The 17159-nt window shown below is 52.8% G+C and carries 15 protein-coding genes; 6 read left to right on the top strand and 9 right to left on the bottom strand.

Annotated elements, in window-relative coordinates:
* Positions 1-24 precede the first annotated feature (24 nt).
* The 3 genes from thrS to F5I99_RS04755 all read right to left on the bottom strand — a co-directional run bounded on the left by thrS (position 25) and on the right by F5I99_RS04755 (position 3730).
* Complete coding sequence (thrS, locus tag F5I99_RS04765) at positions 25-1941, bottom strand: threonine--tRNA ligase (protein WP_151053895.1); 1917 nt, start codon at positions 1939-1941, stop codon at positions 25-27.
* Between the two features lie 219 nt (positions 1942-2160).
* Positions 2161-2988, bottom strand: coding sequence for a sterol desaturase family protein (locus tag F5I99_RS04760; RefSeq protein WP_151053894.1), 828 nt, complete (start codon positions 2986-2988; stop codon positions 2161-2163).
* A gap of 262 nt (positions 2989-3250) precedes the next feature.
* A complete protein-coding gene (locus tag F5I99_RS04755) occupies positions 3251-3730 on the bottom strand; it encodes an Lrp/AsnC family transcriptional regulator (protein WP_151053893.1) in 480 nt (159 codons plus the stop codon).
* Between the two features lie 167 nt (positions 3731-3897).
* On the opposite strand from F5I99_RS04755, the gene leuA reads away from it, so the two are divergent.
* Complete coding sequence (leuA, locus tag F5I99_RS04750) at positions 3898-5571, top strand: 2-isopropylmalate synthase (protein ID WP_151053892.1); 1674 nt, start codon at positions 3898-3900, stop codon at positions 5569-5571.
* Positions 5572-5595: 24 nt separating this feature from the next.
* Here leuA and F5I99_RS04745 read toward each other — a convergent pair whose 3' ends face one another.
* The gene (locus F5I99_RS04745; RefSeq protein ID WP_151053891.1) at positions 5596-6294 is read right to left on the bottom strand and encodes a FadR/GntR family transcriptional regulator; all 699 of its coding nucleotides are present in this window, start codon (positions 6292-6294) and stop codon (positions 5596-5598) included.
* Positions 6295-6414: 120 nt separating this feature from the next.
* On the opposite strand from F5I99_RS04745, the gene F5I99_RS04740 reads away from it, so the two are divergent.
* The 5 genes from F5I99_RS04740 (at position 6415) to F5I99_RS04720 (ending at position 10182) form a co-directional block, all read left to right on the top strand.
* A complete protein-coding gene (locus F5I99_RS04740) occupies positions 6415-7203 on the top strand; it encodes a (Fe-S)-binding protein (protein ID WP_151053890.1) in 789 nt (262 codons plus the stop codon).
* 12 nt (positions 7204-7215) lie between these two features.
* Positions 7216-8634, top strand: a complete 1419-nt coding sequence (locus tag F5I99_RS04735; protein WP_151053889.1) for a LutB/LldF family L-lactate oxidation iron-sulfur protein — start codon at positions 7216-7218, stop codon at positions 8632-8634.
* Complete coding sequence (locus tag F5I99_RS04730) at positions 8631-9290, top strand: LutC/YkgG family protein (RefSeq protein ID WP_151053888.1); 660 nt, start codon at positions 8631-8633, stop codon at positions 9288-9290. The genes F5I99_RS04735 and F5I99_RS04730 overlap by 4 nt, the downstream gene beginning before the upstream one ends.
* Before the next feature lie 357 nt (positions 9291-9647).
* On the top strand, positions 9648-9884 hold the full coding sequence (locus F5I99_RS04725; RefSeq protein ID WP_151053887.1) for a ParD-like family protein: 237 nt from the start codon (positions 9648-9650) through the stop codon (positions 9882-9884).
* The gene (locus F5I99_RS04720; protein WP_151053886.1) at positions 9853-10182 is read left to right on the top strand and encodes a type II toxin-antitoxin system RelE/ParE family toxin; all 330 of its coding nucleotides are present in this window, start codon (positions 9853-9855) and stop codon (positions 10180-10182) included. The genes F5I99_RS04725 and F5I99_RS04720 overlap by 32 nt, the downstream gene beginning before the upstream one ends.
* A 189-nt stretch (positions 10183-10371) precedes the next feature.
* Here F5I99_RS04720 and F5I99_RS04715 read toward each other — a convergent pair whose 3' ends face one another.
* From F5I99_RS04715 to F5I99_RS04695, 5 genes are all read right to left on the bottom strand, one after another.
* Complete coding sequence (locus tag F5I99_RS04715) at positions 10372-11424, bottom strand: succinylglutamate desuccinylase/aspartoacylase family protein (protein WP_151053885.1); 1053 nt, start codon at positions 11422-11424, stop codon at positions 10372-10374.
* 2 nt (positions 11425-11426) lie between these two features.
* A complete protein-coding gene (gene rimK, locus F5I99_RS04710; protein WP_151053884.1) occupies positions 11427-12332 on the bottom strand; it encodes a 30S ribosomal protein S6--L-glutamate ligase in 906 nt (301 codons plus the stop codon).
* Between the two features lie 172 nt (positions 12333-12504).
* A complete protein-coding gene (locus F5I99_RS04705; protein WP_151053883.1) occupies positions 12505-14856 on the bottom strand; it encodes a DNA polymerase II in 2352 nt (783 codons plus the stop codon).
* Positions 14849-15844: a diphosphomevalonate decarboxylase gene (gene mvaD, locus F5I99_RS04700; protein WP_151053882.1), complete on the bottom strand. Its 996-nt coding sequence runs from the start codon at positions 15842-15844 to the stop codon at positions 14849-14851. The genes F5I99_RS04705 and mvaD overlap by 8 nt, the downstream gene beginning before the upstream one ends.
* 7 nt (positions 15845-15851) lie before the next feature.
* Positions 15852-17153, bottom strand: coding sequence for a diguanylate cyclase (locus tag F5I99_RS04695; protein ID WP_151053881.1), 1302 nt, complete (start codon positions 17151-17153; stop codon positions 15852-15854).
* Between the last annotated feature and the right edge of the window lie 6 nt (positions 17154-17159).

The following is a 17159-nucleotide window of genomic DNA, read 5'->3' as shown; positions in this document are numbered from 1 at the left end:
TAGTACTATCTCCTGACGAATTCTTTATTCTTGAGCCGACTTGCGGCTGATGTCTGATTTCAATAGTTCAATCAGATCATCAACGGGAAGACTGCCTAGATCCTGACCGGAGCGCGTACGCACTGCTACGGTTCCGGATTCCACTTCTTTATCGCCCACTACCAAGAGGTAAGGGACTTTCTGTAAAGTGTGCTCGCGGATTTTAAAGCCGATCTTCTCGTTTCTCAAGTCTATCTGTGAACGTATTCCTGCTTCTTGCAGTTTTTCGTTCACTTTCTGGCAAAAATCTGCCTGTTTATCGGTAATATTCAGTAACACCGCCTGAACAGGACTCAGCCAAACCGGCAAAGCACCTGCATAGTGTTCGATCAGAATACCAATAAACCGCTCGAAGGAACCTAGGATAGCACGATGTAGCATGACAGGCACTTCTCTATCACCTACTTCGTTAACAAATTGTGCTCCCAGACGACCTGGCATGGAGAAATCCACCTGAATCGTGCCACATTGCCATACACGTCCCAGGCAATCTTTGAGCGAGAATTCGATTTTCGGGCCATAAAAGGCACCTTCACCCGGCAACTCTTCCCAATCCAGTCCAGCTGCATCGAGTGCATCTGCCAGGGCTTTCTCGGCTTTATCCCAGCTCTCATCCGAACCGACGCGTTTTTCCGGACGTGTCGACAGTTTATAAATGACGTTGGTAAAGCCAAAATCATTATAGACTTCATGCAGAAAATTGATGAAGTCAGCCACTTCTTTCTGAATCGTGTTTTCGGCACAGAAAATATGTGCATCATCCTGGACAAAGCCACGTACACGCATAATACCGTGCAACGCACCAGAAGGCTCATTACGATGACAGGAACCGAACTCAGCCAGACGCAGCGGCAGATCGCGATAAGAACGCAGCCCCTGGTTGAACACCTGCACATGACAAGGGCAGTTCATTGGCTTGATGGCAAAGTCGCGACTTTCCGAATGGGTGGTAAACATCTCTTCGTGGAATTTGTCCCAGTGTCCGGACTTCTCCCACAAGGTACGCTCAACCACCATCGGAGTTTTGATTTCCTGGTAACCATGCCTGATCTGCTTGGCACGCATATACTGTTCAATCTGCTGATACACTGTCCAGCCATGCGGATGCCAGAACACCATACCCGGTGCTTCTTCCTGCATGTGGAACAGGTGTAGGGACTTACCCAGTTTACGGTGGTCACGCTTCTCGGCTTCTTCCAGGCGGAACAGATAGTCTTTCAGATCTTTTTTATCGCCCCAGGCGGTACCATAGATACGCTGCAGCATTTCATTATCAGAATTGCCACGCCAGTAGGCACCGGCCACCTTCATCAGCTTGAAGACTTTGATATGACCGGTTGAAGGCACGTGCGGGCCACGGCACAGGTCGATAAAATCACCCTGCTTGTAGAAGGACAGTGGCTGGTCGGAAGGGATATCACTAATGATCTCAACCTTGTAGGACTCGCCCATCTCTTCGAACAACGCAACCGCTTCATCACGACTCATCAACGAACGCTCGACCGGCAAATTCTGCTTGGACAGTGCATGCATGCGCGCTTCGATCTTCTCCAGATCTTCCGGTGTGAACGGGCGCTCATAGGCAAAGTCATAGTAAAAACCGTTGTCGATCACCGGCCCGATGGTGACCTGTGCACCCGGAAACAGATCCTGCACAGCCATGGCCATCAGGTGGGCACACGAATGGCGGATAATATCCACGCCTTCTTCGTCTCGTGCCGTCACGATTGCCAATTCAACATCTGTATCGATAGTGTAACTGGTATCAACCAGCTCGCCATTAACCTTACCGGCCAGGGCGGCTTTAGCCAGACCCGCGCCGATATCGGCGGCGACATCAAATACAGAAACAGGGTGATCGAACTGGCGTGAACTGCCGTCCGGGAGCGTAATTACGGGCATGTTGAGTCCTTATCTTAGTGGTGACCCCTACGACAGGCCACATAAGCATGTGAATGCTGGAAAATAAAAAGCCGTACAAACCAGGTACAGCGGGTGAATATTATACAGATTTCAGGCTGATTTTCCAGCATTGACGGGGGATTTGTGGTGCGTATGGGGTAACTCTGTGTGGTACTGCGAGGGTGTCTCGGTGTGGTGTCTCGGTGTGGTCCGGGTGCGCTACTCGCTGTGTCTGACCCATTTTTTGGTGCGACGGAACGGCTGTATCAGCATCTGGTCCAGCCGCAAATCGCGTTCCGTCCGGAAATCCTCAATGCCGATGGTCATGCCCAGATGCCCCTTTTCAGGCTGAGCGCGGTAGGTTCCAAAGAGTCGGTCCCACCAGGATACGCTAAAGCCGAAGTTACTGTCGGTTTCACGCTGAATGGCAGAGTGATGCACCCGGTGCATATCCGGGGTCACCAGAAGCAGTCTTAACCAGCGATCAACCCTCTGTGGAAGACGAACATTGCCGTGATTAAACAGTGACGACGCATTCAGTAGTACCTCGAATACCACCACGGCCAATGCTGGGGCACCAACAAGCACAACAACCGCCATTTTGATGGCCATGGACAGCACAATCTCAAGCGGATGAAAGCGCAAGCCGGTGGTTACATCGAATTCCAGATCCGCGTGATGCATGCGATGCAATCGCCAGAACCAGGGAACGGCATGAAATATCCGATGCTGAAAATAGATGGCCAGGTCCAGAGCGATAATAGCGAGAACCACTGTTACCCAGCCTGGTATTGAAACCAGATTCAGCAGCCCCCACCCCTGCTCGGACGCATAGATCGCCGCGCCTACAGCGGCCAGGGGAAACAGCAGACGAATAGCCAGGGTACCCAGAACCACGATGGCGAGATTGGCGGGCCAGCGCAGCAGACGTTTAATGGTTTGGTGACGTCGGGTAGCAAGAGTCTCCCAAACCGCCATCAGACTCAGTACCGAGACAAAACCCAGAATGCGGATAGCCGGCTCATTGGCCAGGATGAAATCAGACATGGTTTGCCCTCCTCAATGTAAATGTTTGCAAGTTGATTCATACAAAGAGCTAAGGACGGTAGTTGGTCCGGATGCGCTACTCGCTGCGTCTGACACGCTTTTTGTCATCCCTGACCGCTTGACTGCCGCCGTCCTGGCGGCAGACAGTCAGACACAGCGAGTAGCACACCCTTCCTCAGATCTCGTGCCATCAGCAATAATGAAAATACCATCAACGCTTCATTCAGGCCCCGCCCAAACCCGACACCAGACACACAAAAAACTACCGAATATAATGCAACGGCACCGCCGTAGTATCGACCACCTTACGCATTATAAAGGATGACTTCACCCCACTCACCCCGGTAATACGAGTGATTTTACCCAGCAAGATGTCGTGGTAGCTGTCCATATCGGCAACAGCGACTTTGAGCTGGTAGTCAGCATCATGGCCGGTGATCAGGTAGCATTCCATCACCTCGGGAATATCGGCAATGGCGGCTTCAAAGGCTTCGAAACGCTCAGGGATATGCTTGTCCATAATGATGTGCAACATGGCAATCAGGTTTAAACCTACTTTACGCTCGTTCACCCGCACCACCTGCCGCTCGATCACACCGGTATCCAGCAGTTGCTTCACCCGCCGGGAACAGGGCGCGGCGGTCAGACCGATCCGGTCAGCCAGATCCTGATTGGAGATGGACGCATCCACCTGCAACTGCTGCAATATTTTTATATCAAAACGATCCAATTCAACATACATACATCACCTAAAAACCCGATAGCGCAATAATTTATAACTCTAATAGTAATACGCCACACTCTAATTGCGCAAACCTCGCAAACAAACCTGAATTCGCAACCCTATTGCGCGAGCAAGGGCGTAAACTTGTCTCTGTACTCAGTTAATCCGATTCTAAGGACTTCAGCATGTTTGATCATCGCAAATACCGAGCGTTTACACCGATTCGCTTAACCGATCGCACCTGGCCAGATCAGCAGATCACCCAGGCACCTCACTGGTGCAGTGTTGATCTACGCGACGGTAATCAGGCACTGATCAATCCAATGAATGTGGATCAGAAGACACGTATGTTTGCCCTGCTGGTCAAACTGGGCTTTAAAGAAATTGAAGTCGGCTTTCCATCGGCATCACAGCCAGATTTTGATTTTGTGCGCAAGCTGATTACTGAAGAGCTGATTCCTGCTGATGTGACCATTCAGGTTCTGACTCAGGCCCGTGAAGACCTGATCGCACGTTCCTATGAAGCTCTGGAAGGTGCGAAACAGGCGATAGTGCATGTGTACAACTCAACCTCCCAGGTACAGCGTGAACAGGTCTTTGGCCTGGACCGTGACGGCATCAAGGCAATAGCGGTTCAGGGTGCGCGCTGGGTACGCGACTATGCCACCAGGTATCCGCAAACCGACTGGGCCTTCCAGTATTCACCCGAGAGTTTTACCGGTACTGAGCTGGATTACGCCGTTGAGGTTTGTGATGCGGTAATCGCTGAGTGGCAACCGGAAAATGGACGCAAGGTGATTATCAACCTGCCCGCCACAGTGGAAATGTCGACGCCCAATGTGTTTGCAGACCAGATAGAGTATTTCTGTCGCCATCTGCAACAGCGCGATCGGGTGATCATCAGCCTGCACACCCACAACGACCGTGGCTGTGGCGTGGCTGCAGCAGAGCTGGGCATTATGGCCGGTGCTGACAGAATTGAGGGTACTTTGCTGGGCAATGGTGAGCGCACCGGTAATATGGATATCGTTACCCTGGGGATGAACCTTTATTCTCAAGGTGTCGATCCGGAATTGGATTTTTCCAATATCAAAGAGATTATCGCGGTAGTGGAATACTGCACCGAGCTGCCAGTAGCCGCGCGCCACCCCTGGGCTGGCGAGCTGGTGTATACCGCCTTTTCCGGTAGCCATCAGGATGCCATTCGCAAGTCCATCAACTACCACGAACAGCATCAGTTACCCCATTGGGAGGTGGCGTACCTGCCCATCGATCCACGTGATATCGGACGTGAGTACGAAGCGGTGGTACGCATCAACAGCCAGAGTGGCAAAGGCGGTGTGGCGCTGGTACTGGAGCGGGATTACGGCATCATCTTACCGAAATGGATGCACAGCGAAATCAGCCGCGTGGTGCAAAAAGCCTCGGAACAGACCGGCGCCGAAATCACCTCACTGCAGATCAGATCACTGTTTGAAGAGTGCTTCAATACCACCCAGGCTGACTGGGCCCTGCTCGACTATGACCTGCATACTGAACAGGGTGTGGTTAAAGGCAGCTTTAAAGTGGCCGAACACTTGCCCAGCCTTCAGGGACAGGGTAGCGGCGCCGTGGATGCCCTGGTGAACGCACTGGAAAAACGTTTCGGTGTTGGCATCGAGATACTGCAGTTCGATGAACGTGCTCTGACCGAGGGCACCCACGCCCAGGCGCAGGCCTGTGTGGCACTGAAGGTTGACGAGGTGAGCTATGCTGCCGTGACAGTGGCAGAGGATACCTCGGCGGCAACACTCCAGGCGGTCTTAAATGCATTTGCCCGCAGCCGATCCGCTGTGGCCATAGAAAAAAAGATTGCCTAGGTTCACTTGGCCAGGCAATCCAGGTCAGGCTTTTTCCAGCAGGCTGCGCGTATAGAGGATGTGCTCTCGCGCCTCGGTACGCGCCAGCTCAGGATTACGTGCCTGGATCGCCCGGTGTATTTTTTCATGCTGCTGCGCTATACCTTGCGGATAACGTCCGTAGCGCTTCAGCGTGGTGAAGAGCGCCTGATGTATGGCATTAAAATAGCGGGCATAGAATAGCTGACTGAAGCTCACCACCAGCAGATGATGGCTGGACTCTGCAATCATGGTATGAAAGGTTAAATCCTCCTTGGCCTTATGCAGGGTGGATTTTCCCTGATTGCGCAATTGCATGGCCTGATATTCTGTTGCCAGCGCTGCCAACTGCGCATCACTGGCACGCAGAGCACAGTAATAGGCTGCCTCACCTTCCAGTAACGCCCGCGCTTCCATCACATCGAGCTGCAGCGTGCGATTGTCCGATCCGGACTGGGGCAGCTGCAAATGTGTTTGCAATAAATTCAGACAGCGACTGCCACCGCCATGCCGGGTTTCTATTAACGCCTGCCCTTGCAGCGTCTGTACCGCCTGGCGCACACTGGCGCGGGATACCGCATAGTCGGTTGCCATACGCCGCTCTGATGGCAGCCGGGCACCCGGAATCAGCTCACCGGTCGCGATAAGACCGGTCAGTTGCTGCAACAGTGTCTCTTGAGTACTTAGGGCTTTGTTGTGTTTCAAGCCGCCACCTTGGTCAGACCACTTTAGGGGATAGTGTTTATTTTACCTGCGCTCTCGCCTATCTTGTAGTGATATACGGCGGTTTACCGCTTTTTGTTTACAGCCCTCTGAGGATTGAGTGTGAAAGATAATAAGAGTCAACCTGTTGTCGGCTTGTTTGTTACCTGCCTGACTGATCTCTACCGCCCCGAGGTGGGCTTTGCCACCATCAAACTGCTTGAAATGGCTGGCTGCCGAGTCGAAGTTCCCGAGCAGCAAACCTGCTGTGGACAGCCCGCATTTAACAGCGGTGACTTCAACACCTCGGCCGATATTGCCCGACAGACCATTGCGGCGCTGGATGGCTATGAATATGTTGTAGCGCCTTCGGGTTCCTGTATTAGCATGCTGCACCACTATCCGGAGCTGTTCAGTGCTGAGGACCCCTGGCAGGCACGCGCCATCGCCCTCAAAGCACGGGCCTTCGAAATTACCGCCTTTCTGGTGGATGTACTGAAGTATGATCAGTTCAGCAGCCAGTTCAGCGGCAGCGTCACCTATCATGACTCCTGCTCTGGCTTGCGTGAGCTGGGCATCAAGCAGCAACCTCGCCAGCTCCTGGCTCAGCTGAAGGGCGTTGAACTGAAAGAGATGGAAGAGAGCGAAACCTGTTGTGGGTTCGGCGGCACCTTCTGTGTCAAATATCCGGAAATTTCCAACCGCATGGTGGGTAATAAAACCGAAAGCATCAGCCAGTCAGGCGCACAAACCCTGCTGGGTGGTGACCTGGGTTGCCTGCTGAACATGGCCGGTAAACTGCAGCGTGAAGGTAAACCCGTAACCGTGCGCCACATCGTAGAAGTACTGGCGGATATGACCTCACAACCGGCACTGGGCGAATCTGCCTATGCCCTTGGCAAATCGCTGTAACAGGAGCCGGATATGCAAATTACAAGCCCCGATTTTAAAGCCAATGCACGTATCGCCTTGCAGGATGTCGGCCTGCAAAAAGCCCTTGGCAACGTCAAAACCGGTTTTCCACACAAGCGTGCGGCAGCCATGGCGCGCCTGCCGGAATTTGATCAGTTGCGTGATGAAGCGCGTGATCTGAAAAACCATATTATCGAACACCTGGATATCTATCTGGAAACCTTTGAAGCCAAGGTACTGGAAAATGGGGGCCATGTGCACTGGTGTCGCAGCGCCGAAGAAGCGCGCGAAACCATTCTGAAAATCTGTAAAGATAAAGATGCCAAAACCGTCACCAAGGGTAAATCCATGGTCACGGAAGAGATCAATCTGAATGACTACCTCCAGGCCAATGGCGTCACCCCGGTCGAAACCGATTTGGGTGAATATATACTGCAACTGCGCGGTGAACATCCCAGCCATATCATCGCCCCTGCCATCCATTTGAATCTGGAGGATGTGTCGGAAACCTTCCATGAGCATCATCACCAACCCAAGTCCATGGACCCGGCGGTGCTGATGCAGGAAGCGCGTGAAGTGTTACGCACCAAGTTTGTCGCCGCCGATGTGGGCATTACCGGTGCCAACTTTCTGGTCGCTGAAACCGGCTCCAGCATTATCGTCACCAACGAAGGTAATGGCGATCTGACCCAGACCCTGCCAAAAACCCATATTGTTGTTACCTCAATCGAGAAGGTAGTGCCCACGCTGGAAGATATGACTCTGTTTTTACGTCTGCTGGCACGCTCAGCCACAGGGCAGGAGTTTACTGTATACAACACCCTTTCCACCGGTCCGCGTCGCCCTGGAGATCAGGATGGCCCGGAAGACTTTCATGTGGTGCTGGTCGATAATGGCCGCAGTGAGATGGTCGGCACGGAACTCCAGGATATGCTGCGCTGCATACGTTGTGCCGCTTGTATGAATCACTGCCCTGTCTATGGTGCGATAGGTGGTCACAGTTATGGCTGGGTGTACCCAGGCCCCATGGGTTCAGTGCTGACACCCCAGATGATCGGTATCGAAAAGGCCGCGCTGCTGCCCAACGCCTCTACCTTCTGCGGCAAGTGTGAATCGGTTTGCCCGGTGCATATTCCCCTGCCCAAACTGATGCGTCACTGGCGTAAAAATGAGTTTGAAAAACACCTGACACCTCGCACTGCCCGCTGGGGTCTGGGGGTTTGGGGTTATCTGGCCAAACGTCCGGCCCTGTATCGCACCGTAACCTCTCTCAGCAGTGGTGTACTGCGGCTGATGGCAGGCAAAAAAGGCCGCATTAGCAAACTGCCCCTGGCAGGTGGCTGGACAGAGGGTCGGGAGATGCCCGCACCGAGTGGTAAAACCTTTATGCAACAGTGGCAGGAAAAACAGAAAACGGGGCAGTCATCATGAGTAAAGCAGAAATTCTGGGCAATATTCGCCGTGGTTTAGGCCGCACGCAAGCGACTGAGGCCGACAAGGCCCGCGTGGCGACGCGCATCTCCGCCCATGCCGCCAACCTGATCCCCGCCCGCGCACAACTGCCTGAGGCACAAACCCAAACCCTGTTTATCGACATGGCTCGTGAAGCCGCCGCTGAAGTGTTTGAGCTGAGCAATGCCAGTGCCTTGCCTGCAGCCGTAGCTGAATGGCTACAGGAAGCCGGTATTGATGAACTGGTCATGGCAACAGATGAATCACTGAAGACACTGCGCCAACAGCTACCGGACACTCTGAAGGTACGTGAAGGGGTGGCGCAAGCGGGCGATCTGGCCAGCCTGACCGGTGCGTTTCTCGGCATCGCTGAAACCGGCACGCTGATGCTCTACTCCCGCCCGGAAAGTCCTACCACCTTGAACTTTCTGCCGGATAATCATCTGGTGGTGCTGCGGCGTAAAGATATAGTCGGTGTTTATGAACAGGCCTGGGCACGCTTGCGCGAACAGCAGGCCAGCCTGCCCCGCACCGTGAATATGATTACCGGCCCGTCACGCAGTGCCGATATAGAACAGAAACTGCAAATGGGTGCGCATGGACCGCGTAGACTGGTGATATTTTTGCTGGGGTGATACTTGGACTTAGCAGTTGCTGCTCCCATGATGCCATATTAAAAGAGGTGCCACGCTGAAAGAGGTGCCACGCGGGGTGGTGGTATCGCTTTGGTGTGACTCGCTTTTCGTCATCCCTGACCGCTCCACTGCCGCCGTCCTGGCGGCAGAGGGTCACCCCAAAGCGATACCACCACCCCGCCCAAAACCCTGTGCCAGCGTAAAGATGAGCTGAATGGACATGGACCGAAGCTGGTAAAATTGCCCTGAGCTTTAGAATGACATTGTTGCAAAATGCAACATTTTGTCGCAGAATGCTTAATATGATTAATTTCAAATAATCAGCTTAAAAGATAAAAAGCACAATGGAGAATGCAAATGGCAACTAGTGTTCGTCTTGACGATGACTTCGTCGAGAGCGTGAGAATTCACTCAGCCGCCGCGCACCGAACAGTACCTAAGCAGATCGAGCATTGGAGTAAAATTGGACAGATGGTTGAAGACAATCCAGATCTATCCTATGAATTCATCCGTGAAGCACTGATCGCACGCGAAGCTGTTGTTTCTGGAAAAGCGACCAAATATGAGCGTAGAACCAAACGAAACCGGGATTAATGTATATGAAAGCCCGGTTTTCAAAAAGACTCTCAGCAAGCTGCCTGAAGATGATTTAGTTATCATCGAGGATGCGGTGGATGTAATCATCGAAAACCCTGAGATAGGGCAGCTAAAGAAGGGAGACCTTAGTTATCTTCGCGTCCATAAATTCAGTCTGAATGGACAGCAAGTACTATTGGGTTATAACTGGCAGGAAGAACAACTGACATTGTACCTTCTGAATATTGGACCGCATGAAAATTTCTATACTAACGCCAAAAAGCACCGCAAAGCCGATCTGAAGTTTATTAAATAATATCAGTGCATGGACCGACATCAGAAGGCTTAGGGGTTTTAGACTTTATGCTGGCACCCAGGTTTGAGAGGGCTGATGGGATCGGAACTGGCTGACCCTGTGCGCCATGGATGGCGCACAGGGTCAGCCAGGGATGGGTTTACGGCGAGTCAGACAGGTACGATCCTAGCCCTATACCACATGAAACAGTTAAAGCTGATCAGCAAACGGATGATCCTCAGCGACCAGCGCTTCCTGGTAGCTTTCCACCCGATCGGCTACCAGATCCGTACGGTGAAACTGGGCGATATGGATAATGGCATCGCCTTCATTCACCAGCGGCAGCTTCAACAGCCCGATCACGATACCGCTTAAGGGAGACCAGATCTCCTCTTCGGACTCACCAAAGGGATCGGCGACGATACCTAGCAGGGTTTGATCCCGTGTGACTCTTTCACCCTCTTTGACATTGGCACGGAAGATGCCGCTTTGCGGTGCGCGTACCCAGCTACTGGAACGGGCGACTAACGGCTCTTTAAATCCGGCTTTACGCGATTTGGGCAACATCTCCAGTGCACGCATCACACTGAGAATGCCATTCACACCGCCGCGGATGGATACCTCATCAAAGCGCAGCGCTTCACCGGCTTCGTACACCAGTATCGGCGTTTTTCTCTCATACCCTGCCTGGCGCAGGGAGCCCTCGCGCAAGGGAGCATTGAGGATAACCGGAGTGGCGAAGGCTTTGGCCAGTACAAGAGTTTCAGGATCATCCAAATTGGCGCGGATCTGCGGCAGGTTGGAGCGGTTGATCGCGCCTGTATGCAGATCGATGCCGTGGGTAGCCTTGCTCACCACTTCATTCATAAACAAACGCGCGGTGCGCCCAGCCAACGAGCCTTTGGCTGAGCCAGGAAAACTGCGATTCAGATCGCGTCGGTCGGGTAGATAACGGCTTTGATTGATAAAGCCATACAGATTGACGACTGGCACAGCCATCAGCGTACCCTTCACGCGCCTCAGAGCAGGCAGTCGCAGCAAACGGCGGATGATTTCCACACCGTTGATCTCATCGCCATGCAGGGCGGCACAGATAAACAACACAGGACCTGCCTGACGACCACAGATCACTTGTACCGGCATAATCGCCTCGGTGTGGGTGTACAGCTTACCGACTACCAGATCGACCGTGCGCCGCTCACCCGGCTGCAGGGTTTGGCCACCGATGGTGATCGGCTGATTGGGTTTGAAACTTGCACCCATGCCTAGCCCTGGCCTTTGGTCTGAGTACGATTAGGCTTGGCGTTTTTTTCAATAAATTCAATGATCAGATCGGCAATATCTTTACCGGAGGCGGCTTCTATCCCTTCCAGTCCTGGCGAGGAATTTACTTCCATCACCACCGAGCCATGATTGGAGCGCAACAGATCGACACCACAGACATTCAGCCCCATGACCTTGGCTGCACGCAGCGCCGTGGTACGCTCCTCTGGGGTAATCCGGCACAGTGCCGCCGAACCGCCACGGTGCAAGTTGGAGCGAAACTCGCCATCTTTGGCCTGACGCTTCATCGCCGCGACCACTTTGCCTCCAACAACAAAGGCACGAATATCAGCACCTTTTGCTTCCTTGATAAACTCCTGCACCAGAATATGCTGCTTCAATCCCATAAAGGCCTGGATAACGCTCTCAGCGGCCTGATTGGTCTCCGCCAATACCACGCCAACGCCCTGCGTACCTTCCAGCAGTTTAATCACCGCCGGTGCGCCACCAACAATACTGAGCAGGTCTTCTATATCATCGGGGGAGTGGGCAAAACTGGTCACCGGCAGGCCTATGCCACGGCGTGACAACAGCTGCAAACTACGTAGCTTGTCACGGGAACGGGAAATCGCCACTGACTCATTCAGTGGGTAGACATTCATCATTTCAAACTGACGCAATACAGCGGTACCGTAAAAGGTGATGGAGGCGCCGATTCGCGGAATCACCGCGTCAAAATTTTCCAGCACTTCACCCCGGTAATGAATCTGCGGATTATGCGAGGCTATGTTCATATAGCAACGCAATGCATCGATAACCCGTACCTCATGCCCGCGGTTTTTGGCGGCTTCGACCAGACGACGGGTTGAATAGAGTTTGGGATTTCGCGAAAGAATAGCAATTTTCATACTGGGGCTCCGCCGTCGGCGATCTGATACGCTTTATGGGATTATAAATAGGTTTCAGTTTATCAGTGATCACTGATGCGCAAATTACAGACTAGATGATTTTGAACAATCCTGAACAGGTTTGGTAATTGTAGCGTGTAATCGCCTTGAGGGAATAGTGTTTTTATCAGGCTTAGAACAACGACAACTGTGGCCGGGTCAGATCATCAAATTGCAGTCCAACAAAGGGCAGAATACTGTCGGCAACAGGACGTAGCTGTTTATCGATATAGTGTTGATAATCGATAGCGGAGGCCTGTATTTCAGCGGCTTCCGGGCCATTCACACTCATCACATAGGTGATGGTGTCGCCCTGTTGCAGTGGTGCTGGCAGGCCCTGATCACGGTACCACTGACACAACTGACGTGCCGCCCGTACATGCGGCGGGACATTACGCTGATAACTGTCCAGCGGGCGGCGTAAGCGCCGGTGATAAACCAGTTCAGCATCCCGCTCACCCGCCAGTAATTCAGCCACACGGGATTTAATCAGCGCTTCGCAAGGCTGATCGGCAAAAATCTGTGCAAACAGCGCCTGCTGAAAATCTCTGGCAAGGCGTGTCCAGTCACTGCGCACCTGCTCCAACCCTTTAAACACCAACAGGTCGCTACCATCAGCGGCTTGCCTGAGCCCTGCATAACGTTTTTTACTGCCCAGCTCTGAGTCGCGCATGCGTGGCATCAGGAAGCGCAAATAACAGGTTTCATATTGCAGCTCTAATGCCGAGCTCAGGCCATAGGTCTGTTGTAGCTTATCCTGCCACCAGTGATTTAGCGCCTCGGCTAATCTTGGCCCCTGGGCGTCGGCTTGCTCTGCCGGCAAGTCATCCCCCAGCCAGACAAATACTGAATCAGTATCACCATAAATCACCTTGTAGCCAAACGCGGTTTCAATCTGAGCGGCTGTTTCAGTCAGTATCTCATGGCCACGCATCGTGATGGAGGCTGACAGGCGCTGGTCGTAAAAACGGCACACATCTGAACCCAGCACACCATAACAGGCATTCATCTGGATTTTGATCGCTTGTGACAGCGCCGCATTACCTTCCTGTTTGGCCCGGTCACGCGCTTGCCAGAGGTGTTCAATTATACCCGGGAGTATCGCCTGTTCCCGACTGAATGCCGCACCTAAAAACCCAGGTACAGTGTTATCCGCGGTAGATTCCTGCTGGTTTAAGCCCAGGGTCAGCCCCAGTGGGTCAATCTGGAAAGTACGGATAATACTGGGATACAGGCTCTTGAAATCCAGCACCAGCACATTGCGATACAAGCCCGGCACCGACTCCATCACATGGCCACCGGGCACATGATCGCCGGTTTGTCCTGAAGCATATTCAGGTGCCACATAACCGGCCCGGTGCAGTGCTGGCAGGTATAAGTTATCAAAGGCCTGTGAAGAGCCGCCGACCTTGTCCAACGCCAGTCCGGTCAGGCGGGTGCGTTCTGTCAGGTAGTCGATCAGCCCTGCCTTGGCAAAGATTTCACTGACCAGACGACAATCTTCCAGGTTGTAGTGCGCCAGAGCGGGCTGATCTTCAGCAAACAGACGCTGAATCTCCTGGCCGCGATCGTTGACTGAGTCGATGGCTTTGCCGCGTCCCAGTAGTGTCTGGGCGACATATTCCAGATTGTAGCGTTCAAACTGCCAGGTCGCGCCCTTCAGCGTATCGATACCATCCAGTACCACGCGACCTGTCAATCGCGCATAGTGACGGTTTTGACCATAACTGCCTACCCGCAGTGCCTGCCGATCACGCCCCAGTTGCATGCGCACACCTAACACCTCGGCTCGGCGTTGCAAAACACGCAGATCAAAGCCTATGACATTCCAACCAATCAGGATATCTGGATCAAAATCTTGAACCGCAACGACAAACTGCTGTAACAGACGTTTTTCATCCGCACAGTAAGTAATAACTGAATGGGGCTCTTCCGACCCCAATGCCGGCCCCAGCATCAACACGCGTTCGTAATTCTCCGACTGCAGCGCAATGGACAGAACCCGATCAGCCTTCATGGTGGTTTCAATATCCAGCGACAATACCCGGAAGGCTGGCTGAATATCGATGGGGATCAGACGGCTTTTGGCTCCGGCCTCGACCCAGGCGGCACCGGCAAAAATGTAGCGTTCCATTAAATAGCGATCAGCCGGGCGGATATCCTCTTCCATCATGACAATACCCGAACCTTTAAGGCGTTCTACCAGGGTGTGCCAGGTGGTCAGACTGCGGCAGTAGAGCGCTGCCACCGGTTGCTCGAGCAGATTTTTTAGTTCCAGGTTTTGCCAGCGCCAGCCATGCAGGTCCTGTAGCTGCTGCGCTATGGTGCTCTGGTCTTGCTGTTGCACAAACAAGACCGCTTCCTGCCCCGGCAGGCTGACACGTTTTGCACCCTGCGCAGACACCAGCCAGTAGCTCAGCTCAATTCCTTCAGGGGTATCGCGCTGATGCCGGGTTAACGGAAACCCCTGAATGCTGTCAGACATCACCAAACGGCTGTATCACTTCCATATCCGGAAACTGGCGCATCACCTCTTCCAGTGAGGTCGATTCAAATAACAATTTCAGATTCGGACCAGCATCCATAGTGAAATAGATCGGCAGGCCATCCTGACGTAGTTTCCAGATTTTATGCATCATTTTCAGCGAGTCCGGTTGCCAGTACACCAGCGGTGGCCAGGACGCCAGCATGGTGGCATGCATCGACAAAGCATTATGTTCGGCGGTACGGCCCAGGAGTTCAAAGTCTTGTGCAGTAATGGCTTGCTTCAGTTGCTGCAGGTCAGACGCCGCCTGCAACGGCCAACTCTGGTAAAGATGAGCAGTTTCCACGGTGCGTTGCATACCACTGCGTGAATCTGTGGCTTTGACAGAGGCATCGACCTTGATCAGACCGATACACAAACCCGGCCAGCGGTTTTGCAATGCCAGTGCGTGGCTATCCAAACCATCTTCCCTGTGGCCCATCTGCCATTCGACAAAACCACTAAAGATCGAGCGGCAGGCACTGCCACTCCCCAGGCGAGCTACAACCGACAACTGCTCCTTGCTGAGCTGCAAGGCAAAGCTGTCGTTGACAGCCAGCGCCAGCGCAGCAAATCCCGACGCTGACGACGCCAGCCCGGCGGCTGTTGGTATAGAGTTACGGGTAGTGACACGGAAATGACAGTGATCCGGGTTGCGAAACAGATCCAAAAAAGCGCTGATGCGTTGACAAAAAGGGGCTGAGGGCACAAGTTTTTCGCCATTGAGCCAGATTTCATCAGCCGGATAGTCAATTGGCACTAGGCGGGTATGCGTACCCAGATGACCCAGCGACACAGACAAGGATGCATTGACCGGTAAATTCAGTTGCTGATCCCGCTTTCCCCAGTATTTACACAAAGCAATATTACTGGGGGCAAAATGTTCGTCTGATGCTGAAGGAGTTGTGCCAGTCGTTAACCAGCCAGCCAGAGTGGCACGTTTATCCATGGAATCCTCAGGTATTGTTGGTAAAACAGTAACGGTTTTTGCCCTGCTTCTTGGCACGATACATAGCCACATCAGCTTCGGTAATATAATCTTCCGGACTTTTCAACGACTGTCCGTCGATAAAGCACGCACCTATACTCACCGAGACTTCCAATGTGCGCCCCTTCCATTCAATGGGTTCATGAGCCGTTGTCAGCAAACGTTGCAGCACCTGTTCAGTGGTCTGTTGATCCAACTGCCCTTGGAGCAACAATAAAAACTCATCTCCCCCTAAACGTGCCAGAGTATCGTCTTCGCGTAAACAGGCCTTCATTTTCTCAGACAGAGCTTCTAATAGAAAGTCACCGGCCGCATGTCCATGGGTATCATTAACAGCTTTAAATCCATCCAGATCCATAAAGGCAAGTGCCAATGAGCTTTGAGTACGGCGTACAGACACCAGCGCCTGCTGGAAACGGTCCATAAACAAGGTCCGGTTTGGCAGATTGGTCAGCGCATCATGGTAAGCCAGGTAGCTTACTTTATCCTGAGCCGCCTTTTTCTGAGTGATATCAGAGAATAACGCCACATATTGCACAACCTGGCCTCGCGCATCATGCACGGCGCTTATGTTCATGGTTTCCACCACCAGACTGCCATCTTTGCGGCGATTCCATATTTCACCATCCCAACTGCCCTTAGCGGCCAGCGTGGCAAACATCTGCTCAAAGAAAGTAGCGTCATGATGACCGGAGTTAAGAAGTGCGGGTGTCTGCCCAATCACGTCTTCAGCACTGTAGCCAGTGATGTCGCTAAAGGCTGTGTTTACCTGGAGAATCTGTTGCTCGGCATTAGTGATCATGATCGCTTCACGTGCATGGCGGAACACAGCCATAGCCAGGCGCTCCGAAGCATCACGCTCATGCCGTAAAATTGCATAGCGGATCGCTTTGCGTATCCAGCGCCCTTCGGCGCCTTTGCTCAAATAATCTTCAGCACCGGCTTCAATAGCGGCTTCTGTTGCAGCCTGATCATCCAGGCCGGTCAACACGACTACCGGCACATCCGGAAAAAGCTGGTAGCAGCGTCTGACAGTAGCGACACCGCTTGAGTCAGGCAGATTCAAATCAAGCAGTATTGCATTTGGCATGAGGTTTTGCTGCTTAACTTGTATTTCGGCATCCTTGAGAGACCCTGCCAACACGATTTGATATGCCAACACATCCTGTTCCATGAGCTGCAGCCTGATAAGCTGGGCATCACCTGGTTCATCTTCTATCACCAGCACTACCGGCGCATTGTTTTCAGCGTGTACTTCGACTTGTGTCATTCAAAC

It is taken from the genome of Nitrincola iocasae (assembly GCF_008727795.1).
GTDB lineage: Bacteria > Pseudomonadota > Gammaproteobacteria > Pseudomonadales > Balneatricaceae > Nitrincola > Nitrincola iocasae.
The sequence above is the reverse complement of the archived record's forward strand: the minus strand, read 5'-3'. Positions and strand labels throughout refer to the sequence as shown.

Coding starts and splice junctions, on each gene's coding strand:
- leuA (WP_151053892.1), top strand. CDS start 3,898: ATGTTTGATCATCGCAAATACCGAGCGTTTACACCGATTCGCTTAACC.
- F5I99_RS04705 (WP_151053883.1), bottom strand. CDS start 14,856: ATGTCTGACAGCATTCAGGGGTTTCCGTTAACCCGGCATCAGCGCGAT.
- rimK (WP_151053884.1), bottom strand. CDS start 12,332: ATGAAAATTGCTATTCTTTCGCGAAATCCCAAACTCTATTCAACCCGT.
- thrS (WP_151053895.1), bottom strand. CDS start 1,941: ATGCCCGTAATTACGCTCCCGGACGGCAGTTCACGCCAGTTCGATCAC.
- F5I99_RS04755 (WP_151053893.1), bottom strand. CDS start 3,730: ATGTATGTTGAATTGGATCGTTTTGATATAAAAATATTGCAGCAGTTG.
- F5I99_RS04695 (WP_151053881.1), bottom strand. CDS start 17,153: ATGACACAAGTCGAAGTACACGCTGAAAACAATGCGCCGGTAGTGCTG.
- F5I99_RS04760 (WP_151053894.1), bottom strand. CDS start 2,988: ATGTCTGATTTCATCCTGGCCAATGAGCCGGCTATCCGCATTCTGGGT.
- F5I99_RS04725 (WP_151053887.1), top strand. CDS start 9,648: ATGGCAACTAGTGTTCGTCTTGACGATGACTTCGTCGAGAGCGTGAGA.
- F5I99_RS04715 (WP_151053885.1), bottom strand. CDS start 11,424: ATGGGTGCAAGTTTCAAACCCAATCAGCCGATCACCATCGGTGGCCAA.
- F5I99_RS04735 (WP_151053889.1), top strand. CDS start 7,216: ATGCAAATTACAAGCCCCGATTTTAAAGCCAATGCACGTATCGCCTTG.
- F5I99_RS04730 (WP_151053888.1), top strand. CDS start 8,631: ATGAGTAAAGCAGAAATTCTGGGCAATATTCGCCGTGGTTTAGGCCGC.
- F5I99_RS04720 (WP_151053886.1), top strand. CDS start 9,853: ATGAGCGTAGAACCAAACGAAACCGGGATTAATGTATATGAAAGCCCG.
- mvaD (WP_151053882.1), bottom strand. CDS start 15,844: ATGGATAAACGTGCCACTCTGGCTGGCTGGTTAACGACTGGCACAACT.